Below are 21,537 nucleotides of genomic sequence, written 5' to 3' on the forward strand. Positions count from 1 at the left end.
TACCGAGTTTGACCATCGGAGCGGGTGGGCTACTATTTGTCGGCACGCCTCGGGGTGTGGCGCAGCTTGGTAGCGCGCTTCGTTCGGGACGAAGAGGTCGTCGGTTCGAATCCGGCCACCCCGACCAGAGGTAAGAGCAGGTCAAGGCCCCTCCACGGAGGGGCCTTGATTCGTTTCTGGCCCTCACTGGATGCGCCTGGCGCTCGTGGCGGTCGTCTGCGTCCGGCCCGGGACAGAATTTGACCTTGATCGCTAGGGTGACGGCCAGCGCGGGTCGCGTTCCCGACGCATCCCACACCTCTCACACACGGGGAATCATGAGCAGATCAATGCTGCGCCGGTTCGGCGCACTGCTGCTGGGCGTCACCCTGGCCCTGACCGGGCTGGCTACGCCGGCCCAGGCGGCATCCACCGGCTCCATCACGGGCCAGGTTTCCGACGGCGGAGTTCCGGTCACCGGCGGCTCCGTCTACCTGTACGGCGACGACGTCGACCACGGGGCTCACGCGTCGCTCGACGACCAGGGTCGTTACGCGTTCGACGCGGTTCCCCCGGGCCGGTACCGCGTGCAATTCGAGGCCTGGGGTCACCCGACTCAGTACGCCTACGGCAAGAGCGACTGGTCGGCGGCGAATCTCATCACCGTGACGGCTGGCGGCACGACGGTGGTCAATGACGAGCTGCTGCCGCTCGGCACCATCACCGGGCGGTTGGTCGACCGGGCCGGCGCTCCGGTGCGGTACGTGTCCGTCGGCGCCGAGACCCCTGACTACAGCAGCTCCGGTTACGGCAGCACGGATTGGGACGGCAACTTCACCATCCAGGTTGTGCCGGGCAGCTACCGGGTCCGGTTCGAGGTGGGCACGTTCAGCCAGTTCGCGTACGGCACGCTGGACTCCGACGCCGCGACGCTCTTCGCGGTCACGGCGGGCGACACGGTGACGGTCAACGACACCCTGGTCCCGACCGGCACCGTGGCGGGCCGCTTCACCGACACGTCCGGCGCACCGCTGTCCGGCGTGGACGTCTACGTCAGCAACGGCCAGTTCTTCGGCAGCACCTACACCGACGAGGACGGCCGCTACCGGCTCGACCGGGTCCCCGTGGGCACCCGCAACACGGTCCAGTTCTCCAGTTCGTGGCTGCTCGTGCAGCAGTACGCCTACAGCACGGTGGACGAGTCGGCGGCGACCCGGTTCGCCGTCACCGAGGGCCGGACCACCACGGTCGACGACCAGAAGCTGCCGACGGGCAGCGTCCGCCTCACCGCCGTGGACTCGCGTACGGGCAAGCCGATCCTGAACTTCGCCTCCAGCATCAGCGTCGACGCGCGGGACACCGAGAACGGCGAGGTCATCTTCCCGACCATCCCCGTCGGCACCCACAAGATCTGGGCCTGGGCCTCGGGCTACTCCTTCGACGGGGCATCGGTGACCGTGGTCGCCGGCGAGCAGGCCGATGTCAGGCTGGTCATGGAGCCGATGGCCCGCGTCACCGCCACCGTGGTGGACGCGGCGACCGGCGCTCCGCTGCCCGACGTGTGCATCGTTGCGGTGCGGGTCGACGAGGTCCGAATGCCGGACGGCTGTGGCGCGCTCACCGAACCGAACGGCAAGGTCACCCAGATGATCCCGCAGGGTGCGGGCACCTACCATCTGCTGGCCTGGCCGGCCGAGGCCAAGGGCTACGGCGCCCAGTGGCTCGGTCCGCGCGGCGGCACCGGCGACCTGCGGCGCGCCACGAAGTTCACCGTGGAGTCCGGCGAGACGATCACGCCGCCGGTCATCCGGATGGATCGCGCGGGTGTCATCACCGGTCAGGTCGTCGGACCGGACGGAGCCGCACTGCCCGGAGGGGGAGCTGTCCGGATCGCCGGCGAGCATGTCGGCCTGGGCGGTGGCTTCGGTGTCTTCGCCTTCGGCAACGATGGCCGCTACCGGATCGACAAGCTCGGCCCGTACGAGTGGCCGCTCCTGTTCGATGTGTACGGGCAGGCCACGCAGTGGAGCGGCGGCGAGGCCAACCGCGACCGGGCCGACCGCATCAAGGTCGTCGCGGGCGGCACCACCACCTACGACTACCGGCTCGACGCCGGGGTCACGGTGACGGTGGCGAGCACCACGCCGTTCCAGGGGTACGTGGTCGCCCGCAACGACGACACCGGTGACATCGTCGGCACGTGGTCGATCTCCGCACCGAACGTCGGCGTGACCAGGCAGGTCATCGGCGGGCAGCACATCCGGTTCGAGTACCACCCCGCCACGAGCGGTCGCAGGTTCGTCGGCGGCGAGGACTTCGCCTCGGCGGCCAAGTTCAAGGTCCACAAGCACAAGGACGCGGCGTTCGAGCTCACGCTCGGCTGATCACATCCGACGAAGGCCGGGCACGCTCGCCGTGCCCGGCCTTCGTTTTGCTTCGTCTTCAGGTCCCGCGAGCAGTCCGGCCGGCGTGGTGCCGCTCACTCGGCGAGCGGACCCGGAGAGCACAGACCGGGGCAGGTGACTGGTCTTCTGGCAATCTTGACGGCATGGCCGCGCTGATCCGATCCCGCCTGACCGATTGGACCACCCTCGTACCCCTGATCGCGATCTTGGTGCTCGCGGCCTGTTGGGGCCGGGAACTGCCCGCCGTCGTGATCGCGGTGGTGGCGGCGCTGCTCGCCGGCGCGGTCCTGGCGGCGGTGCACCACGCCGAGGTGGTGGCGCACAAGGTGGGGGAGCCGTTCGGCTCGCTGCTCCTCGCCGTGGCGGTCACGGTGATCGAGGTCGGACTGATCGTCACGCTCATGATCAGTGGTGGAGAGAAGACCCAGGCGCTGGCCCGGGACACCGTCTTCGCCGCCGTGATGATCACCTGCAACGGGATCTTCGGCCTGTCGCTGCTGCTCGGCGCGCTGCGCCGTCGGGTCGCGGTCTTCAATCCGGAGGGCACCGGTGGGGCGCTGGCCACCGTGGCCACGCTCGCCACCCTCAGTCTGGTGGTGCCCACCTTCACCATCGGCCGACCGGGCCCGCAGTTCTCCCCCGCGCAGCTCACCTTCGCGGCGGTGGCGTCGCTCGCCCTCTACGGCCTCTTCGTGCTGGTGCAGACCGGCCGGCACCGCGACTATTTCCTCCCGGTCACCCAGGAGGGCAGCGTCATGGCCGTCGACGCCGACGGCGACGGGCACGCGGATCCGCCGTCGTCCCGTACCGCGCTGGCCAGTCTGGTGCTGCTGCTGGTGGCCCTGGTCGCGGTGGTCGGCAACGCGAAGATAATCTCTCCGGCGATCGAGGCGGGTGTCTCGGCGGCGAACCTGCCGCAGGCGTTCGTCGGGGTGATCATCGCCCTGCTGGTGCTGCTGCCGGAGACCCTCGCCGCGGCCCGGGCCGCCCGGCGGGACCGGGTCCAGATCAGCCTCAACCTGGCCCTCGGCTCGGCGATGGCCAGCATCGGCCTGACCATCCCGGTCATAGCGCTCGCCTCGATCTGGCTGACCGGACCGCTGGTCCTGGGCCTCGGCGGCACGCAGCTCACGCTGCTCGCGCTCACCGTCGTGACCGGCGTGCTCACCGTGGTGCCGGGCCGGGCGACCGTGCTCCAGGGCGGGGTGCACCTGGTGCTGCTCGCCGCGTTCGTCTTCCTCGCCGCGAGCCCATGACACCGCGCTTCGTCGGTGGCGGCCGGCAGCCCCGCCCGCGGCACGCGGTTCAGTCGTGCAGCTCGGTGCGGGCGACCTCGGCGAAGGCGGCGGCCAGGTAGTCCGCCAGCGGCCGGCCGGTGGCCGCCAGCAGGTCGGCGACGAGCAGCGGGGCGTGCCGGGCGATCGCGGCCGGGTCGGGCGGCGCGTCGTCGTCGCCCGGGTCGTACACGCCGAGGGAGCTGGCCAGCAGGACCAGCAGCACGTGCGGGTCGACGTCGGGCCGCCACGGCGCGGTCGACCGGACGCAGCGCTCCAGCACCAGGCGGACGTCGTCGCCGTCCAACCCGTCGGGGTGGGTCTCCTCCAGCAGCAGCCGGACCACCCCGCCGAGCACCAGGCCCGCCCGGTCGGCGGCGGTAAGCCGCTCGACGGCCGGCTCGTACGCCCCGGCGTCCCGCTCGCGGGCGGCGACGACGGCCTCGGTGGCGGCCGCGGCGATCTCGCGGGCCGGGGCGGGCAGGTGGCGCCAGGTCGTGGTCACCGGGCCAGCATGGCAGACCGGGGTGGTCTTGCTCACCCGCCGGCTCTGCTGAGCGCGTAACCGGCGGTAATCCGGTCGCGGGTGTCGTACCCGGCGCACAGAATCCAGCCATGCTGCGCCGCGCCCTGCCTGCTCGCCCGGAAGCCCGTCGAATCCTGCTCGGCACCCTGCTGTCGGCCATCGGGCGCGGCCTGACCCTGCCGTTCCTCTTCATCTACCTCACCGACGTGCGCGGGTTGACCGACAACCAGGCCGGTCTGGTGATCGGCTGGTTCGGTGCGGTGACCCTCGCGCTGTCCCCGCTGGGCGGGACGCTGATCGACCGGTTCGGCGCCCGCCGGGTGGTGCTGCCCTGCCTGGTCGTGGAGGCGGTCGGCACCGGCTCGCTCGCGCTGGTCGACTCGATCGGGTCGGCGTTCGCGGTCAGCACGCTGATCGCGGTGGGCGGCTCGGCACTCTGGTCCGGGCAGACCACCATCCTCGCCTCGCTCACCAGCGACGGCGAGCGGCAGCGGGTCTTCGGTCTCCAGTTCGCCCTGCTCAACCTCGGCATCGGGGTGGGCGGTCTGATCTCCGGCGCGGTGGTCGACATCGCCCGTCCGGTCACCTTCCAGGCGATCTACCTGCTGGACGCGTTGAGCTACCTGACGCCGGGCCTGATCCTGCTGACCCTGCCGCACGTCGGGCACCGGCTGGCGCAGGGCCGGGCGGCGGACGCCGGGCGCTCGACCGGGGGCTACCTTGCCGTGCTCCGGGACCGGCCGTTCCGGCGGCTGGTCCTCTTCGGCCTGGTGCTCACCACCTGTGGATACGCGCAGATCGAGGTCGGCTTCACCGCGTACTCGATCCGGGTGGTGGAGGTGACGCCGCGGGTGGTGGCCTGGGCGCTCGCCTGCAACACCGTGATGATCGTGCTCTCCCAGCTGCTGGTGATCCGCCGAATGGAGGGGCGCAGCCGGACCCGGGCGCTGGCCGCGGTGGGCGCGGTCTTCGCGACCGCCTGGCTGGTGCTCGGCGCGGCCGGCGTGGTCGGTACGAGCAACGCGCTGGTCGCGGCGCTCGGCGTGGTGGCCTGCTCGGCGATCTTCGGGTTTGGCGAGACCATGCTCTCGCCGGTGATGCCGGCGTTGACCAACGCGCTGGCCACCGACGAGCTGCGCGGGCGGTACAACGCGATGAGTTCGATGATCTTCGGAATCAGCGGGATCATCGGCCCGGTCACCGCCGGTCCGCTGCTCGGCGCGGCGCACGGGCGGCTCTGGGTGGCGGTCGTGGTGGGTGGCTGCCTGACCGCGTCGGCGCTGGCCCTGTCGCTGCGCCCGCTGCTCACCCCGGCCCAGGACGGCCGCCCCACCTCGGCCCCGACCCAGCCGGCGCCGGTCCCCGTGTGAGGGCTCTCGCCGGGTGCGGGGCACCCGCGGGTGCGGACACTTTCGGGGGAAAGTGCTGCGTCAAGACCGCCGGAGGCAGCACTTCCCCGACATTGCCGCCTTTTAGTGGACAGCGAACGGGCCCCGGAGCAGGAGCTCCGGGGCCCGTCGCTGCGGGAGGGCCGGCCGTCAGGCGGCGGGAACCTCCGCGGTGGTCTGGATCCGGTCCAGCGCCGGCGCGGAGACCGGCGACTTCGCGGTGAGGTACGCGGTGAACGCGTCCAGGTCGATCATGCCGGTGACCGCGTTCTGCCCGCCGGTGAGGACGCTGAAGCCGTCGCCGCCGCCGGAGAGGAAGTTGTTCACCGTGACCCGGTAGGTCGCGGTGTTGCTGACCGGGGCGCCGCTGATGGTGAGGCTGCCCCGGACCACCCGGGTGCCGCTGCACGGCGAGCTGACCGGCGCGGTGGTGCCGTTGACGTCGACGATGTAGTGCACGGTCGACGACGCGTACAGCACCTTCGCGACGGTGAACTGCTGCTCCAGCATGCAGTAGAGCTGCGCGCCGGTCAGGTCCAGCGTCACCAGGTTGTTGGCGAACGGCTGGACGGTGAACGCGTCGGAGTAGGTGACCCGGCCGGCAGGGAGGTCGGCGCGGACACCCCCGGGGTTCATGAACGCGGCGACCGCGTTCTGCTCGTTGTCGGTGGCGGCGAGCTGGGCGTCGGCGATCACGTTGCCGAGTGCGGACTCGCCGGTCTGGTACGTCGGCTTGCCGTTGGCGTCCACCCCGGTCTGGAACAGGTTCTCCTGGGCGCGGGTGATCGCAGAGGCGGTCTCACCGACCACCTTGTCGGCGACCGGACCGAGGGCGGTCTTGTAGTGGTCGATCAGCGCGGTGCTGGCCGGGTGCTTCGGGACGTCCCGGGTGACCACGACGTTGTTCGCCGACGCGCTGATCACGTCCTTGGTGCGCTGGTCGACCTTGAGGTTGATCTCGGTGACCAGGCGGCCGAAGGAGCTGGCGCTGGTGACCAGCTTGCCGTTGATGTTGCAGTTGTACGCGGCGTGGGTGTGCCCGCTGACGATCACGTCGATGGCCGGGTCCATCCGGTTGGCGATGTCGACGATCGGGCCGCTGAACCCGACGCAGTCGTTGATGCCGCCGCCGTTCTGCACACCACCCTCGTGCAGCAGCACGACGATGGCCTCCACGCCCTGGGAGCGCAGGATGCGGGCGTACTTGTTGGCGGTGTCGGCCTCGTCGGCGAAGGACAGCCCGGCCACACCCTGCTGGCTGACGATCTGCGGGGTGCCCTCCAGGGTCATCCCGATGAAGCCGATCCTGACCCCGTCGATGGTCTTGATGCCGTACGGGGGCAGCAGCGGCTGGCCGGTGGCGGTCTTGAAGGCGTTCGCGGAGAGGTACTGGAACTTGGCGCCCTTGAACGGGGTGCCGTCGGCGCAGCCGTCGACCGGGTGGCAGCCGCCGTTCTGCATGCGGAGCAGCTCGGTGGCGCCCTCGTCGAACTCGTGGTTGCCGACGCTGGTGAACTCGAGCCCGGCGAGGTTCATCTCCTCGATGGTCGGCTCGTCGTGGAAGGCCGCGGAGAGCAGCGGGGAGGCGCCGATCAGGTCGCCCGCGGCGACCGTGACGGTGTGGTCCCGCTCCTTCTTGGTGGTGCCGCGCAGCTGGTCGAGATGGGTGGCCAGGTATTCCACGCCACCGGCGGCCTTGCCGTCGATGGTGCCGCTGGACCCGGTCGGGGGCTCCAGGTTGCCGTGGAGGTCGTTGATGGCGAGCAGCTTGACGTCGACCGGCTTCGGATCGGCCTCGGCCTGGTCGGGGTGGACGGCGACCGCGGTGAACGCGGTCACGGCGAGCGCGGCCAGGCCGACGGCGGCCCGGCGCATGCCTGGGACGGACATGGGACTCCTCGTGAGAATCGGCGCGTGAGCAGGCCGGACGATGGTTCTCCCGGCACCCCTGATCCGTGCCGCGGCAGGGGTTGAGCTCGGGTGGCGGGATCGGGGGATGCCAACCCGACGGGGGACAGCTTCTCATCCACCGGGCGATCGGTCGACCGGGCCGGCACATCAGGATGGTGGATATTGACGGCGACCTGCGACGGTCTACCCGGCAAGTCGGATATTACGGGCAGGTGAATTCCTGTACAGCCAGCCGATGTCGCAGGTGAGCACTAAAAAGTAGCCATGACGTCGAACGGGACCACCTGGACGGTGGACACGGTGCGGTCCGCCGATGGCACCACGATCGCGTACGAGACCGCTGGCGAGGGGCCGCCGATCATCCTGGTGGGCGGGGCCTTCAACGACCGGAGCACGACCCGCCCGCTGGCCACCGCGTTGGCGTCCGACTTCACCGTGTACGGCTACGACCGGCGGGGCCGCGGCGACAGCGGAGACGCCGCGCCGTACGCGGTGCAGCGGGAGATCGAGGACGTGGCGGCCCTGATCGACCGGGCGGGCGGCACGGCCTACCTCTACGGCCTCTCCTCCGGCGCGATCCTCGCCGCGTTCGCGGCGGCGGAGGGTCTCCCGGTGCGCGGCCTGGCGCTCTTCGAGCCTCCTTTCCAGGCCGAGCCTCACGGCGGCGCCAAGCCGGGGCTGGCCGGGCGGCTGACCGAGCTGGTCTCCGCCGGGCGGCGCGGCGACGCGGTCGCACTCTTCCTGACCGACGCGGTCGGGGTGCCGGCCGGGGCGGTCGCCGGGATGCGCGACATGCCGGAGTGGGCCTGGATGGAGGGCCTGGCGCACACCCTGGCGTACGACAGCACCGTGACCGGCGATGGTGCCCTGCCGGCCGCCCGGCTCGCGACCATCGCCGTCCCGACCGTCGTGGCGGACAGCACGGGCAGCCCGGACTGGTTGCGCGAGGCGGCCGCCGCCACGGCCGGGGCGATCCCCCACGCCACCCACCTGAGCCTGGCGGGCGGCTTCCACGAGGTGCCGCCGGAGGTGCTGGCCCCCGCGCTGCGCGCCGCCCTGCTCGGCTGAGCTCGGTCATCGGTTTTGGGCGGCGCCGGCTCCCCAGGGACCGCGGAGCCGGCGTCGCGCACCGATCGGATCAGCAGTAGGTGTATCTGCTTCACACGATCCCCCACTTGCTGGCCGGCGGACGGGTGCCGGCGCGAACCCCCGCCCTCCTGCGGGGCGGCGTCACCGTCCATGTCATCGGGAAACCTTCACTCATGACAACCTCTGCCCCGGCAGATACATCCGGGCAGCCACCACTCCCGCCCGAATGTCGATCATGACCCGACGATCCGGCAGCGGAAGCCGCTGCCCGACATCGACAGTGCGACCGGGAGTGGACGGCCGCGTGCCGGGGCGGTCAGCCCGTCGAACACGAAAGACTGCCGGGATCGCCCGGCCCGCCGGCCGAGCCGGTCCTCCGCCCGGTCAGAACCAGCAGGTCTGCCCGGCGGCGTGGCTCACCTGCACCGTGTGCGTGACGCAGCCGTCGTCGGTCACCTGATGCAGCAGGAAGGCGGTCGGCTCGGCGACCAGCCCGATCTCCTCGTCCTCGGTCATCGTCAGGCTCGCCTGCACCCAGGTGCTCGGCGCGGTGGTCAGCACCGTGCCGGCAAAGGCGCTGGTCACCGCGCGGTGCAGGTGACCGGCGGTGACGCGTACGACATGGGGGTGACGCCTGATCACCTCGGCGAACGCGTCGGCGTCGGCGAGCCGGATGGCGTCGGCGGCCGGGACGCCGACCGCGACCGGCGGATGGTGCAGGCACACGACGGCGGGCACGTCCGGCCGGCCGGCGAGCACCCCGTCGAGCCATCCCAGCTGCTCGTCGCCGAGCCGTCCGCCACTGCCGCCGGGGGCGAGCGAGTCCAGCACCACGAGCGTCCCGTCCGGGTGGTCGACGTGGTAGTAGGCCGAGAAGCCGCCGCCCAGGTAGGGGGTGCCGCCGAAGGTGTCCAGCAGCGACTCCCGGTCGTCGTGGTTGCCGGTGGCGAGGTGGACCGGCAGCGGGAAGCGCCCGATGATCTCGCGCAACGCGACGTACTCGTCGGGGCGGCCGTTGTTGACCAGGTCACCGGTGATCACCACGCAGTCGGGGCGGGGTCGCAGCGCCAGCACCCGGCCGAGGGCCCGGTGCAACCCGGACGCCTGCTCGGCGGCGAGCGGGCCGGTGGCCACATGCGGGTCGCTGAGCTGGGCGATGAGCATCGGACGCCTCCTCGGGACCGGGCCCCTCACGCTATCGCCGCCGGCCCCGCCGCGCGGCCCCACCATATCCACAGGCCGCGTCCACACCCTGTGGATAGCACATGTGTACGAAGGTCGCCGGGCCGCCCGCTGAGTACCCTTGATCACGCCCCCGACCCCTCCGACCAGGAACGACGTGGATCACGAGCGAGTCGTCCGAGACCTCACGGTCCGCCTCCCGATGGCGTCGACCGCTCTGGAGGCGTGCGAGTGGACCGTCTCCGCGCTCGCCCGGTACACCCCGGCGACGATCTCGATCCTGCTCCAGGTCCACGACCGGCTCCGCTGCGTCGCCGCCACCGGTGCCTGGCAGGTCTTCTCCACCGTGCCGCCGAAGGCCGGGAGCGACAACTCCGGCCCGACGGGCGGCCATGATTCGGCCTCCGCGCCGCTAGGCGGCACTCCGGACCGAATGAAGGCCGGCCTGGCGCCGCGGCGCGACCTGGAGTGGTCGATCGCCGGCCGGGTGTACGCCTCCGGCGAGCCCGCCACGATCGCGGACGTCACCGCCGACCCCGACCACCTGCCCGCACGCCCCGACGTCACCACCGAACTCTGCGTACCGGTGCCGGGCCCGGCGGGCCGGCCGATCGGCGTGCTCGACCTCCAGTGGAGCGGCCCGGTCGAGCTCGCCCGGTGGCAGGAGACCGCCGAGCTGCTCGCCGGCCGGCTGGGGGCCCGGATCGCGGCGCTCGGCGGCCCGCCGGCGGAGACCCGCAGCGAGAAGCTCCTCCGGCACGCCGCCGCGATGACCGCCGCCGCCACCGAATGGGACCTGATGACCGCCGCGATCACCGCGGCCCGGGACGTCTCGGCCCTCTCCGCCGCCGTGCTGCTCCTCACCGACGGGCAGGAGCCGCGGCTGGGCGCGCCGACGGGCGTCCCCGGTGCGCTGGAGTCCCGGCTCCGGGCCGAGCTGACCGAGGCCGGGCCCGCCGCGCTCGGCCGGCTGATCGCCGGCGCGCACCGGCACGGCGCGGCGCACACGCTGGGTGAGGCGGGGCACCTGCCGACCGAGGACTACCTGCCGCTGGCCCGGGCCGGGGCGCGCACGCTGGTGTCGGTGCCGGTCGGGCCGCCGGACACCGGCGGGGTGCTGCTGGTCGCCGACGAGCGGCTGCTCCGCCCCGATCCGACCACGATCAACCTGATGGAGCTGCTGGCCGGGCAGGCGTGGACCTGTCTGGACCGGCTGCGTACGCTCGCCCGGCTGCGCGAGCAGGCCAGCTCGGATCCGCTCACCGGACTGCGCCACACCGGGCCGTTCGGGCAGCGGATCGCGAGCGCCACGCCGGGGCGTACCGCCCTGCTGGCGATCGACGTGGACGGCTTCAAGAACGTCAACGACACGTACGGGCACCAGGCCGGGGACCGGCTGCTGGTCGGGCTGGCCCGGGCGCTGGAGGGGGCGCTGCGGCACGGCGACGAGCTGTACCGGACCGGCGGCGACGAGTTCGTCGCGGTGATCGAGGTGAGCCGCCCGGAGGAGGCGGTCCGGATCGCCGAGCGTCTCACCGAGGCGGCCCGCCGCACCGGCCGCACCATCAGCGTCGGTGTCGCCCTGCCCCACCCCGGTGAGTCCCCCGAACGCACTCTGCTCCGCGCCGACCAGGCCCTCTACGCCGTCAAGCGCCACGGCCGCGACGGCGTCCGCCTGGCCGCCTAACCCCCTCCCCCCGTTCTGGGTGCCACAAGCCCATGATCGACACGATCCGGACGGGGGGTCAGGGGTGGGTGAGTTCCGCGGCGAGGAGTTCGGCGATCTGGGCGGTGTTGAGGGCCGCGCCCTTGCGGAGGTTGTCACCCGTCACGAAGAGGTCGAGGGCGCGGGGGTCGTCGACGGCACGGCGGATCCGGCCCACCCAGGACGGGTCGGTGCCGACGGCGTCGATCGGCATCGGGAACTCGCCGGCGGCCGGGTCGTCGACCAGGATCACGCCGGGGGCGTTGCGCAGCGCCTCCCGGGCGCCCTCGGCGTTCACCTCGGTGGCGAAGACCGCGTGCACCGCGACGGAGTGGCCGGTCACCACCGGCACCCGTACGCAGGTGGCGGAGACCTTGAGGTCGGGCAGCCCGAGGATCTTGCGCGACTCGTTGCGCATCTTCAGCTCCTCGGACGACCAGCCCCCGTCGGCCAGCGAGCCGGCCCAGGGCACCACGTTGAGCGCCAGCGGGGCCGGGAACGGGCCCATCTCGTCGCCGACCGCCTGCCGCACGTCCCCGGGACGGGAGCCGAGCACCCGATCCCCGGCGATCTTGCCGAGCTGGGCGTGCAGCGCGTCCACGCCGGCCTGCCCCGCCCCGGACACCGCCTGGTACGAGGCGAGCACCAGCTCGCGGAGACCGTACTCGCGATGCAGCGGGGCGATCGCCACGATCATCGTCAGGGTGGTGCAGTTGGCGTTGGCGATGATCCCCTTGGGCCGGTTGCGGATCTGCTCCGGGTTGATCTCCGGGACCACCAGCGGGACGTCCCGGTCCATCCGGAACGCGCCGGAGTTGTCCACCGCCACCGCGCCCCGGTCGACCGCTATCGGCGCCCACTCGGCCGAGACCTCGTCGGGAACGTCGAACATCGCCACGTCCACGCCGTCGAACGCCTCGGGCGTGAGCGCCCGCACGGTGAGCAGCTCGCCCCGGCACTGCACCTGCCGCCCGGCGGAACGCTCGGAGGCGAGCAGCCGGATCTCCCCCCAGACGTTGCGTCGGGCGGAGAGGAGCTGGCACATCACCGTGCCGACGGCACCGGTCGCCCCGACCACGGCGAGGGTGGGCAGCGACGACATCTCGCGCTACCGCCCGGTGCCCGCGTAGACAACGGCCTCGGACTCGCCGCCCAGGTCGAACGCGTCGTGGATCGCCCGGACCGCCTTGTCGAGGTCGGTGTCCCGGCAGACCACGGAGACCCGGATCTCGGAGGTGGAGATCATCTCGATGTTCACCCCGGCCGCGCCGAGGGCGGCGAAGAAGCCGGCCGCGACGCCCGGGTGCGAGCGCATGCCGGCACCGATCAGGGAGACCTTGCCGACGTGGTCGTCGTAGAGCAGGCCCTTGAACTTGACCACGTCCTGGATCTTGCTGAGCGCGGCCATCGCGGTCGGGCCGTCGGTCTTGGGCAGGGTGAACGAGATGTCGGTGCGCCCGGTGCCCTCGGTGGACACGTTCTGCACGATCATGTCGATGTTGATCTCAGCCCCGGCCACGGTGTCGAAGATCCGGGCGGCGGCGCCCGGCTCGTCGGGCACCCCGACAATGGTGATCTTCGCTTCGCTGCGGTCGTGGGCGACCCCGGTGATCAGTGCCTGTTCCACAGGAAGGTCCTCCATCGATCCGGTGACCATCGTGCCGGTGTTGGTCGAGTATGACGAACGGACGTGGATCGGCAACCCCGCGCGTCGGGCGTACTCGACGCTGCGCAGGTGCAGCACCTTGGCACCGCAGGCGGCCAGTTCCAGCATCTCCTCGTAGGTGATGTTCTTGATGTGCCGGGCGTTCGACACGATCCGCGGGTCGGCGGTGAACACGCCGTCCACGTCGGTGTAGATCTCGCAGACGTCCGCGTCGAGCGCGGCGGCGAGCGCCACGGCGGTGGTGTCCGACCCGCCCCGGCCCAGCGTGGTGACGTCCTTGGTGTCCTGCGATACGCCCTGGAAGCCGGCCACGATGACCACCGCGCCCTCGTCCAGCGCGCCCTTGAGACGCCCCGGGGTGACATCGATGATCCGCGCCCTGCCGTGCACCGAGGTGGTGATCACGCCGGCCTGCGAGCCGGTGAACGAGCGGGCCTCGTAGCCCAGGTTGTGGATGGCCATGGCGAGCAGCGCCATGGAGATCCGCTCCCCGGCGGTGAGCAGCATGTCCAGCTCGCGGCCGGGCGGCAGGGGACTGACCTGGTTGGCCAGGTCGAGCAGCTCGTCGGTGGTGTCCCCCATCGCGGAGACCACCACCACCACGTCGTCGCCGGACTTCCGGGCGGCCACGATGCGCTCGGCCACCCGCTTGATCCGCTCGGCGTTGGCGACGGAGGACCCGCCGTACTTCTGCACCACGAGTGCCACGACGGTGCACTCCCTCCCAGCGACGACCCTGAGCGTGCCGACGCCGCCGGGCTCCGGCCCGGCGGCGTGTCAGACTTCCCCAGGGTATCGGGCGGCGGACGCCACCGGCCGGGGTGATCCCACCATCCGGCCCGGCGTGGGGCGCCTCACCAGGGGCGGACGCGGCGGCTGCGGGGCGCGCGACACGCCGGCAGCACAGCCGCGCAGCCGGCCCCCGGACCCGCGTCAACACCGCAGAATGTCCCGGTGCACGCACACCTCCGCGCGGCCCGGCGACTGACCGGCGCCCTGGCGATCACCCTGTCGGCACTACTGGCCGCCTGCACCGCCGACCCGCCGCGGCCGGTCCCGATCAGCACCACCGACCCGGTGCCGCTGGAGGCGGACGCGGCCCGCGACGAGCTGGCCGCGTTGGCGGCCGCCGCCCAGGACCGCCACCTCACCGCCACCTACAGCTTCGCCACGGCGGACGGCCCGGCCCGCACGATCTCGGTGACCAGCGCGAACGACGGCTCCTGGCGGGTGGACGTGCCCGGTTGGGGGCAGGGCGGCACGGTCGACATCTCGCTCGCCGCCACCGCCGACGGCCTGTTCCAGTGCGCGCTGCCCTCGGCCGGCCGACCGGAACCGGCGAGCTGCGTACGCCTCGGCGACCCCGACGACGCCGTGCCACGGAAGCTGGACCCCCGGGTGCAGCACCCGTTCACCGACTGGCTGGAGGTGCTCACCGACCGGCGAGCCCCGCTCGCGGTCTCGCCGGCCACCCCCGGGGCCGGGGTGAGCGGCCAGTGCTACTCGGTGGAGTCGACGTCCGCCTCCCTGAACGCCCCGCTGGACGTGGGCATCTACTGCTACCGCCCGGACGGCACCCCGACCAGGATCCGGGCCGCCCTCGGCACCCTGACGCTGGCCGGTGAGCCCGGCCCGGCTCCGGCCACGGTGCAGTTGGCCGGGCCGGTCACCGAGGGGGAGCCGGTCGGCCGGGAGGCGCTGTCGCCCGCGGAGAGCCCGAGCCCGCAAACGCCGTGAGCCCCTTGTCCGTTACGGGTGCTCTTAGCCACATCTGACCGACCCGGCAGCGGGGGCGAATCGGCCATCGGGGACGCTCTGCCCCATGGCTGACCTCACCCCGCTGCTCGCCTTCCGCTGGAGTCCCCTGGCCTTCGACCCCGACGCGGAACTCGCCGGCGACGAGGCGGCCTCGCTGTTGGAGGCCGCCCGGTGGGCCCCCTCGACCGGGAACGCACAGCCGTGGCGCTTCGCGCTGGGCCACCGGCAGGACGAGACCTGGAAGCGGATCCTGGTCAGCCTCCCGGAAGACGACCAGCGGTGGGCGCGGCACGCCTCCGCCCTCGTGGTCGCCGCACACACCGGCGGCGACCCGGAGCGGGCCGCGTACGACCTGGGCCAGGCCGTCGCCCACCTGACCGTCCAGGCCACCGCGCTCGGCCTGCACGTGCACCAGCTCACCCGGATCGACCGGGCCGGTCTCGCCGTCGAGCTGGACCTGCCGGTCGGGATCCGGCCGCTGGTGGTGGCCGCCGTCGGCCGCCTCGGCGACCCGTACACCCTCCCGGCGGAGCTGCGCGCCCGGGAGACCGGTCTCCGCCGCCGTCAGCCCCTCGCCGCCCTGCTGCTGGCCTGACCTGTGGGGCCGCCCGAAGATCGGCGCGAAACCGCGGCTCGACCTACTCGCGGCGGCTGGCCCGGACCAGGACCATCCCGGCCTCGGTGTTCCGGTAGAGGACGTGCCGACCCTGCCGGGTCCGGGCGACCAGCCCGGCGGCGCACAGCGCGGAGAGGTGCTGGGAGACGTTCCCGCAGGACATCCCCACCCGACGGGCGAGGTCGGTGGTGGTGGCGGCCGTGTCGAGCAGGTGGAGCAGCGCGGCACGGCCCGACCCGACCACCCGGACCAGCGGGTCGCCGGGCGGGACCGGGGACGCCGCCCAGAGCGTGCCCACCGCCCGGACCGGGTACGTCCCGGCGGGCGGCGAGTCCTCCAGCAGGTTCCACAGCACCCGACGGTCGGTGAAGATCCCCGGGTTGAGCACCAGCCCCCGCCCGCCCAGGTCGAAGTCGAGCCGCCACGGATCGTCACTGACCACGCGGTCGCCGAGCCAGCGCAGGGTCGGGTGGAGCTGGCCGAAGAACCGGCCCGCGCCACCGTCGGCGAGCAGCGCCGCCCGGTGCGCGATGTCCGCTTCCAGGACCGACCGGATCCGGTGCCAGTCGGGGGCGATCGCCTCGTCGTACCAGATCCGCAGGGCCGTGACGAGCTGCGGCAACAGGCCACGGGGGTCGCCGAGCAGTGCCCGTCCGAACGGACTCAGCGGGCGCTTCGGCGTGGTGGCCAGCAGGTCCCGGATCACCACGTCCGGCGGGGTGGCGGCGATCTGGTCGAGCTGCTCCGCCAGCTCCACGTCCGGGCAGGCCGCCGGCGGGGTGAGGAAGTCGGGCAGCCAGCGGCGCGGCTGGGTCAGCTCGACCAGCGGCCGGACCTGGACCGCGACCTCCGGGCGGCGCAGCGCCATCCGGGCCCGGTCGATCCAGGGCAGGTGCACCGCGTGCCGGAGGGGGTCGTCCAGCGCCCACATGCTGGAGACGGTCTCCCAGAGCGGGGAGACGGTGAGGCGCACCCCCGCGACGTCGGCCGCGCCGAACCGCAGCTGTGACATCGCCACCCCCGTCGAAGATTCGCCTCAGCCTAAAAGGCTCGACCGGGCGGCGGGGGGCACGGTTTGCTCGACGGTCATGGGGACCAGGGACACCGTCCGCGCCGCCGTCCGGCACGTCGTACCGCCCGCCGGACTGACCCGCGCCCTGGCCGTGCAGGCCATGGTGTACGCGATCGGCCACGGCCTCTTCCAGGCCGGCAGCGCGGTCTTCTTCACCCGGGCGCTCGGGCTCAGCCCGGCTCAGGTCGGGCTCGGGCTGTCGCTGGCCGCCGGGGTGTCGCTGCTCGGCACGGTCCCGCTCGGCGCGGTCACCGACCGGTACGGCGCGCAGCGGGTGTGGCAGGTGGGGCTGGTGGTGGAGGCGGCACTCTTCGGGGCGTACCCGTTCGTGGGTGGCTTCGCAGGGTTCCTGGCCGTGGTGGTCGCGCTGGCCGTGGTGGATGCGACCACCGGGGTGGCCCGGCAGGTCTACTCGATCAACGTGCTCCCCCCGGAGGAGCGGGTTACCGCGCTGGCCTACCAGCGTTCGGCGCTGAACGTCGGCTTCGGGCTGGGCGCGGTGATCAGCGGCGTGGTGCTGGCCGTGGACACGCTGCCCGCGTACCGGGGGATGGTCTGGTTCAACGCGGCGATGCTGCTCGTCACCGCGGTCTTCGTGTACCGGCTGCCGCGGGTGCCGGTGGTCGCCGCGCCACCGGACGGGCCGAGTCGCTTCGCCGTGCTGCGCGACCGGCCGTTCATGGCGGTGTCCCTGCTCTCCGGGCTGCTCGGCGCGCACGGAACGCTCTACCTGGTGGTGCTGCCGCTCTGGGTGCTCAGCCACACCGACGCGCCCCGCACCCTGATCGCGGCGCTGGTGCTGCTCAACACGATCCTCGCGGTGCTGCTCCAGGTACGCGCCAGCCGGGGCGCCGACACGGTGGCCGGCGCCGGTCGGGCGCTGCGCGTCGGCGGCCTGTTGATCGCCCTGTTCTGCCTGGTCCTACCGATCTCGGCGGTGACCCGTGGGGGGCTGACCATCGCCGTGCTGGTGGTGGCGGCGGTGGTGCTCACCCTCGCCGAACTGGTCCAGTCGGCCGGCGCCTGGGGAATCACCAGCACCCTGCCGCCGGCCGCCCACCGGGGCGCGTACGTCGGCGCGTTCCGGCTGGGCGGGCAGCTCCAGTACCTGGCCGGCCCGGCCGGGCTGACCGCCCTCGGGGTCACCACCGGCGGCTGGGGTTGGTTCCCGATGGCCGCGCTCTTCGCCGTCGCCGCGGTCGCGGCGGTGCCGCTGGTCGGCTGGGCGGCCGGCCGCCCCCGCCTCGGCGAGGGCCCGGCCACGGGCGAAACCGCGGCCGGAATCGCGGCGGTGTCGGACCGCCCTGCCGAGGACGCGGGCGTGTCGAACTGACCGGGGTGGTCGTTCTCACGTCTCAGATTGCGGACCGGCCTACCAGCGGCCGTCCTGATCACGTAGGGTCACCCTGTCATGTGGCGGGCGTACCTTCTCCTTGGCTGCCGCGACGAGGCCTGATCGGCCGGCACCTCGTCGCGGAGTTGAACCGCGCCGTCCAGCACATCCGAACTTTCACTCGGCACCGCCCGGGCAATGTCGCCCGGCATCTCGCCGACACCTTCCGATCTGCTGACGCCACATGTTCCCAGGGAGCACTCCGAGATGGCTGAAACCGCCACCGAAGCTGAGACCGATCCGATCGCCCGGCAGCGCCCCAGCCGGATGCCGTTCCACCGTTACCTGCCCTACGACCAGCAGTTCCGCATCGACCTGCCGGACCGCACCTGGCCGACCCGCCGGGTCGAGGCCACACCGCGCTGGTGCGCCGTCGACCTGCGCGACGGCAACCAGGCACTGATCGACCCGATGTCGCCGGAACGCAAGCGCCGGATGTTCCAGCTGCTCGTGCAGATGGGCTACAAGGAGATCGAGGTCGGCTTCCCCTCGGCCAGCCAGACCGACTACGACTTCGTCCGGCAGCTGATCGAGCAGGACCTGATCCCGGAGGACGTCACCATCCAGGTGCTCACCCAGTGCCGGGAACACCTGATCGAGCGGACCTTCGAGTCGCTGCGCGGCGCTCGCCGGGCCATCGTGCACTTCTACAACTCCACCTCGACGCTCCAGCGTCGGGTGGTCTTCGGCCTGGACCGGGACGGCATCACCGACATCGCCACCCAGGGCGCCCGGCTCTGCCGGAAGTACGCGGAGATCCACACTCCGGACACCGACATCCACTACGAGTACTCCCCCGAGTCGTACACCGGCACCGAGCTGGAGTACGCGCTGGAGGTCTGCGCCAAGGTCATCGAGGTGGTCGACCCGACCCCGGACCGGAAGCTGATCGTGAATCTGCCGGCCACCGTCGAGATGGCCATGCCGAACGTGTACGCCGACTCCATCGAATGGATGCACCGACACCTGCCCCGGCGGGACAGCCTGGTGCTGAGCCTGCACCCGCACAACGACCGGGGCACCGGCGTGGCCGCCGCCGAGCTGGGCCTGCTGGCCGGCGCGGACCGGATCGAGGGCTGCCTGTTCGGCAACGGTGAACGCACCGGCAACGTCGACCTGGTCACCCTGGGCCTGAACCTGTTCTCCCAGGGCATCGACCCGATGATCGACTTCTCGAACATCGACGAGATCAAGCGGGCGGTCGAATACTGCAACCAGCTCCCGGTGCACGAGCGGCACCCGTACGCCGGCGACCTGGTGTACACCGCCTTCTCCGGCTCCCACCAGGACGCGATCAAGAAGGGCTTCGACGCCCTGTACGCCGACGCCGCAGCGGCCGGGGTTCCGGTCGACCAGTTCACCTGGGCGGTGCCCTACCTGCCGATCGACCCGAAGGACCTGGGCCGCACCTACGAGGCGGTCATCCGGGTCAACTCGCAGTCCGGCAAGGGCGGCGTCGCGTACATCATGAAGACCGAGCACCAGCTCGACCTGCCGCGCCGCCTCCAGATCGAGTTCTCCGGCGTGGTCCAGCAGGTCACCGACCACGACGGCGGCGAGGTCGAGCCGGCCGCCATGTGGGAGATCTTCGCCCGCAACTACCTGGTCGACCACCAGGTCGACCCGGCGGTCACGCTGGCCGGCTACACCATCGGCACGGCTGACGGCAAGGTCGAGATCGAGGCCGAGGTCGGCCTCGGCGGCCAGACCCACGCGCTGGCCGCGGTCGGCAACGGCCCGATCGACGCGTACGTCAACGCGCTGCAGGCCCTGGGCGTGGCAGTACGCGTGCTCGACTACCACGAGCACGCGCTCTCCTCCGGTGGGGACGCGCAGGCGGCCGCGTACGTCGAGTGCGAGGTGGACGGACGCACGATCTGGGGCGCCGGGGTGGACGCCAACATCGTGACCGCCTCGGTGAAGGCGGTCACCAGCGCGGTCAACCGCGCCCGCGGCTGAGCTGCGAGGAAGGGCTCCCTGTCCACGCCTCGCGCGGAGCAGGGGGCCCTTCCTGTCATTTGTCCGGCGGGGTGGAGGCGGGCAGGGACGGGCAGGGCTGGGCGCCGGGCGGCTTGCGGGGCGGCCGGTGGATCAGCGGCCCGGCCAGTCCGGCCCCGACCAGGAGCAGGCCGGCACACCAGAGCATCGCCCCCCGGAACGCCTCGGTCAGCGCGGCCTTCTGCTCGTAGCCGGTGCCGGAGAGACCGACCAGCAGCGGCAGTGCGGCGACCGCCAGCAGGCCCCCCGCCCGGGAGGCGGCGTTGTTGAAGCCGCTCGCCACCCCGGCGAACCGGTCCGCCACCGCCCCCAGCACCGATGTGGTCAGCGGCGCCACCACCAGGGTCAGGCCCGCCCCGAACAGGGCCACCCCGGGAAGCACGTCCGCCCAGTACGACGCTCCCGGCCCGACGCGGCGCAGCAGCAGCAGGCCGACCGCGGCGACCACCGGGCCGACGGTCAGCGGCAGGCGCGGGCCGATCCGGGCCGACAGCGCGCCGGCCCGGGGCGAGCCGACCAGCAGCAGCAGCGTCATGGGCACGGTGGCCAGCCCGGTGAGCAGGGCCGACCAGCCGACTCCGTTCTGCAGGTAGACGGCGAGGAAGAAGGTGAACCCGCCGAGGGCCGCGTACACCACCACGGTGTAGATGTTCAGCACCGAGAAGAGCCGGCTGCCGAAGAGCGCGACGGGCAGCATGGCGGCTTCCCCGCGCCGCCGTTCGACCAGTACGAAGACCACCGAGGCCAGCACCCCGACCAGCACCGCCGCCAGCACCGCCGGCGAGCCTCCGCCGCGCGCGTCGATCAGGGCGTACGTGACCCCGCCGAGGCCCAGCGCGCCGAGCAGTGCGCCGATGACGTCGAACCGTCGCCTCGCCCCGGTGCGCGAGGCGGCCACATCCCGGCTCTCCGGCACCCACCGCAGCGCCGCGAGCACCACCGCGACGGCGAGCGGCAGGTTGATGAAGAAGATCCACCGCCAGGAGAACGCGTCGATCAGCCAGCCGCCGAGGAGCGGGCCGAGGGCGGTGGACACCCCCGACAGCCCGGACCAGGTGCCGATCGCCCGCCCCCGGTCGTCCGAGTGGAAGCTGGCCTGGATCACGGAGAGCGAGCCGGGGGTGAGCAGCGCCCCGCCCGCGCCCTGGAGGAACCGGGCCGCGATCAGCCAGTCGGTCCCCTGGGACAGTCCGCAGAGCACGGACGCCACCGCGAACCAGGTCACGCCGACCAGGAAGATCCGCCGGCGGCCGAACCGGTCACCGAGCGCACCCCCGAGCAGCACGAACGCGGCCAGCATCAGCAGGTAACCGTTCACGGTCCACTGTAGGTCGGCGACGGTGGCCTTCAGCTGCGCGCCGAGTCGGGGCAGCGCCACGTTGACCACCGTGCTGTCCAGGAACACCATGCCGGAGGCGAGGATCGTGGCGAGCAGCGTGCCCCGTCCGGCAGGGGTGCCCGTCCGGAGCGCGGGTTCGGGTGCGGTCATGGGTACCAACTCTGCCCGCACTCCACCCTCGACGCCACGAATCACGCAAACGACGTCGGGGTACTGTGCGGACTCGCCGGAAGCAC

At 72.5% G+C, this 21,537-nt stretch carries 16 protein-coding genes and 1 tRNA gene; 10 read left to right on the top strand and 7 right to left on the bottom strand.

Going from position 1 to position 21,537, the window contains the following annotated elements; translation table 11 throughout:
- The first annotated feature begins 50 nt into the window (after nucleotides 1-50).
- The 3 genes from ACNAVT_RS18600 to ACNAVT_RS18610 all read left to right on the top strand — a co-directional run bounded on the left by ACNAVT_RS18600 (nucleotide 51) and on the right by ACNAVT_RS18610 (nucleotide 3,640).
- Nucleotides 51-127 (top strand) — tRNA-Pro (locus tag ACNAVT_RS18600).
- 190 nt (nucleotides 128-317) lie between these two features.
- On the top strand, nucleotides 318-2,363 hold the full coding sequence (locus tag ACNAVT_RS18605; RefSeq protein WP_416297869.1) for an MSCRAMM family protein: 2,046 nt from the start codon (nucleotides 318-320) through the stop codon (nucleotides 2,361-2,363).
- 164 nt (nucleotides 2,364-2,527) lie between these two features.
- Nucleotides 2,528-3,640, top strand: coding sequence for a calcium:proton antiporter (locus ACNAVT_RS18610; RefSeq protein ID WP_416297871.1), 1,113 nt, complete (start codon nucleotides 2,528-2,530; stop codon nucleotides 3,638-3,640).
- Nucleotides 3,641-3,689: 49 nt separating this feature from the next.
- Here the strand turns inward: ACNAVT_RS18610 and ACNAVT_RS18615 are convergent, their stop codons facing one another.
- The gene (locus tag ACNAVT_RS18615) at nucleotides 3,690-4,163 is read right to left on the bottom strand and encodes a hypothetical protein (protein WP_416297873.1); all 474 of its coding nucleotides are present in this window, start codon (nucleotides 4,161-4,163) and stop codon (nucleotides 3,690-3,692) included.
- Nucleotides 4,164-4,273: 110 nt separating this feature from the next.
- Between ACNAVT_RS18615 and ACNAVT_RS18620 the strand changes: the two genes are divergently transcribed.
- Nucleotides 4,274-5,554, top strand: a complete 1,281-nt coding sequence (locus tag ACNAVT_RS18620) for an MFS transporter (RefSeq protein ID WP_416297877.1) — start codon at nucleotides 4,274-4,276, stop codon at nucleotides 5,552-5,554.
- 168 nt (nucleotides 5,555-5,722) lie between these two features.
- On the opposite strand, the gene ACNAVT_RS18625 is transcribed toward ACNAVT_RS18620, so the two are convergent.
- Nucleotides 5,723-7,462: a bifunctional metallophosphatase/5'-nucleotidase gene (locus tag ACNAVT_RS18625; protein WP_416297878.1), complete on the bottom strand. Its 1,740-nt coding sequence runs from the start codon at nucleotides 7,460-7,462 to the stop codon at nucleotides 5,723-5,725.
- A 285-nt stretch (nucleotides 7,463-7,747) separates the two neighbouring features.
- Here ACNAVT_RS18625 and ACNAVT_RS18630 point away from each other — a divergent pair, with 285 nt between their 5' ends.
- On the top strand, nucleotides 7,748-8,551 hold the full coding sequence (locus ACNAVT_RS18630; protein ID WP_416297880.1) for an alpha/beta fold hydrolase: 804 nt from the start codon (nucleotides 7,748-7,750) through the stop codon (nucleotides 8,549-8,551).
- A gap of 405 nt (nucleotides 8,552-8,956) precedes the next feature.
- Here the strand turns inward: ACNAVT_RS18630 and ACNAVT_RS18635 are convergent, their stop codons facing one another.
- Nucleotides 8,957-9,736 carry a phosphodiesterase gene (locus ACNAVT_RS18635; RefSeq protein ID WP_416297882.1) on the bottom strand — a complete coding sequence of 260 codons (780 nt, stop codon included), beginning with the start codon at nucleotides 9,734-9,736 and terminating at the stop codon, nucleotides 8,957-8,959.
- Nucleotides 9,737-9,956: 220 nt separating this feature from the next.
- Between ACNAVT_RS18635 and ACNAVT_RS18640 the strand changes: the two genes are divergently transcribed.
- Nucleotides 9,957-11,441: a diguanylate cyclase gene (locus ACNAVT_RS18640; protein WP_416297884.1), complete on the top strand. Its 1,485-nt coding sequence runs from the start codon at nucleotides 9,957-9,959 to the stop codon at nucleotides 11,439-11,441.
- 58 nt (nucleotides 11,442-11,499) lie between these two features.
- Here ACNAVT_RS18640 and ACNAVT_RS18645 read toward each other — a convergent pair whose 3' ends face one another.
- The gene (locus tag ACNAVT_RS18645; protein WP_416297886.1) at nucleotides 11,500-12,561 is read right to left on the bottom strand and encodes an aspartate-semialdehyde dehydrogenase; all 1,062 of its coding nucleotides are present in this window, start codon (nucleotides 12,559-12,561) and stop codon (nucleotides 11,500-11,502) included.
- 6 nt (nucleotides 12,562-12,567) lie between these two features.
- Nucleotides 12,568-13,833, bottom strand: coding sequence for an aspartate kinase (locus ACNAVT_RS18650; protein ID WP_416297888.1), 1,266 nt, complete (start codon nucleotides 13,831-13,833; stop codon nucleotides 12,568-12,570).
- A gap of 246 nt (nucleotides 13,834-14,079) precedes the next feature.
- Here ACNAVT_RS18650 and ACNAVT_RS18655 point away from each other — a divergent pair, with 246 nt between their 5' ends.
- A complete protein-coding gene (locus ACNAVT_RS18655) occupies nucleotides 14,080-14,862 on the top strand; it encodes a hypothetical protein (protein WP_416297890.1) in 783 nt (260 codons plus the stop codon).
- An 85-nt stretch (nucleotides 14,863-14,947) separates the two neighbouring features.
- Nucleotides 14,948-15,478 carry a nitroreductase family protein gene (locus ACNAVT_RS18660; RefSeq protein WP_416297892.1) on the top strand — a complete coding sequence of 177 codons (531 nt, stop codon included), beginning with the start codon at nucleotides 14,948-14,950 and terminating at the stop codon, nucleotides 15,476-15,478.
- Between the two features lie 43 nt (nucleotides 15,479-15,521).
- Here the strand turns inward: ACNAVT_RS18660 and ACNAVT_RS18665 are convergent, their stop codons facing one another.
- Nucleotides 15,522-16,511, bottom strand: coding sequence for an ArsR family transcriptional regulator (locus ACNAVT_RS18665; protein ID WP_416297894.1), 990 nt, complete (start codon nucleotides 16,509-16,511; stop codon nucleotides 15,522-15,524).
- A 76-nt stretch (nucleotides 16,512-16,587) separates the two neighbouring features.
- Between ACNAVT_RS18665 and ACNAVT_RS18670 the strand changes: the two genes are divergently transcribed.
- Nucleotides 16,588-17,904: an MFS transporter gene (locus tag ACNAVT_RS18670; RefSeq protein WP_416297896.1), complete on the top strand. Its 1,317-nt coding sequence runs from the start codon at nucleotides 16,588-16,590 to the stop codon at nucleotides 17,902-17,904.
- 267 nt (nucleotides 17,905-18,171) lie between these two features.
- Entirely contained in the window at nucleotides 18,172-19,923 is a 1,752-nt protein-coding gene (leuA, locus tag ACNAVT_RS18675; RefSeq protein ID WP_416297897.1) for a 2-isopropylmalate synthase, read from the top strand.
- Nucleotides 19,924-19,978: 55 nt separating this feature from the next.
- On the opposite strand, the gene ACNAVT_RS18680 is transcribed toward leuA, so the two are convergent.
- Nucleotides 19,979-21,451, bottom strand: coding sequence for an MFS transporter (locus tag ACNAVT_RS18680; protein WP_416297899.1), 1,473 nt, complete (start codon nucleotides 21,449-21,451; stop codon nucleotides 19,979-19,981).
- Nucleotides 21,452-21,537: the final 86 nt, after the last annotated feature.

Origin of the sequence: Micromonospora sp. SL4-19 (genome assembly GCF_047921475.1) — a bacterium.
Taxonomy (GTDB): domain Bacteria; phylum Actinomycetota; class Actinomycetes; order Mycobacteriales; family Micromonosporaceae; genus Micromonospora.

Coding starts and splice junctions, on each gene's coding strand:
- ACNAVT_RS18635 (WP_416297882.1), bottom strand. CDS start 9,736: ATGCTCATCGCCCAGCTCAGCGACCCGCATGTGGCCACCGGCCCGCTC.
- ACNAVT_RS18625 (WP_416297878.1), bottom strand. CDS start 7,462: ATGTCCGTCCCAGGCATGCGCCGGGCCGCCGTCGGCCTGGCCGCGCTC.
- ACNAVT_RS18630 (WP_416297880.1), top strand. CDS start 7,748: ATGACGTCGAACGGGACCACCTGGACGGTGGACACGGTGCGGTCCGCC.
- ACNAVT_RS18620 (WP_416297877.1), top strand. CDS start 4,274: ATGCTGCGCCGCGCCCTGCCTGCTCGCCCGGAAGCCCGTCGAATCCTG.
- ACNAVT_RS18660 (WP_416297892.1), top strand. CDS start 14,948: ATGGCTGACCTCACCCCGCTGCTCGCCTTCCGCTGGAGTCCCCTGGCC.
- ACNAVT_RS18610 (WP_416297871.1), top strand. CDS start 2,528: ATGGCCGCGCTGATCCGATCCCGCCTGACCGATTGGACCACCCTCGTA.
- leuA (WP_416297897.1), top strand. CDS start 18,172: ATGGCTGAAACCGCCACCGAAGCTGAGACCGATCCGATCGCCCGGCAG.
- ACNAVT_RS18605 (WP_416297869.1), top strand. CDS start 318: ATGAGCAGATCAATGCTGCGCCGGTTCGGCGCACTGCTGCTGGGCGTC.
- ACNAVT_RS18670 (WP_416297896.1), top strand. CDS start 16,588: ATGGGGACCAGGGACACCGTCCGCGCCGCCGTCCGGCACGTCGTACCG.
- ACNAVT_RS18645 (WP_416297886.1), bottom strand. CDS start 12,561: ATGTCGTCGCTGCCCACCCTCGCCGTGGTCGGGGCGACCGGTGCCGTC.
- ACNAVT_RS18680 (WP_416297899.1), bottom strand. CDS start 21,451: ATGACCGCACCCGAACCCGCGCTCCGGACGGGCACCCCTGCCGGACGG.
- ACNAVT_RS18640 (WP_416297884.1), top strand. CDS start 9,957: ATGGCGTCGACCGCTCTGGAGGCGTGCGAGTGGACCGTCTCCGCGCTC.
- ACNAVT_RS18665 (WP_416297894.1), bottom strand. CDS start 16,511: ATGTCACAGCTGCGGTTCGGCGCGGCCGACGTCGCGGGGGTGCGCCTC.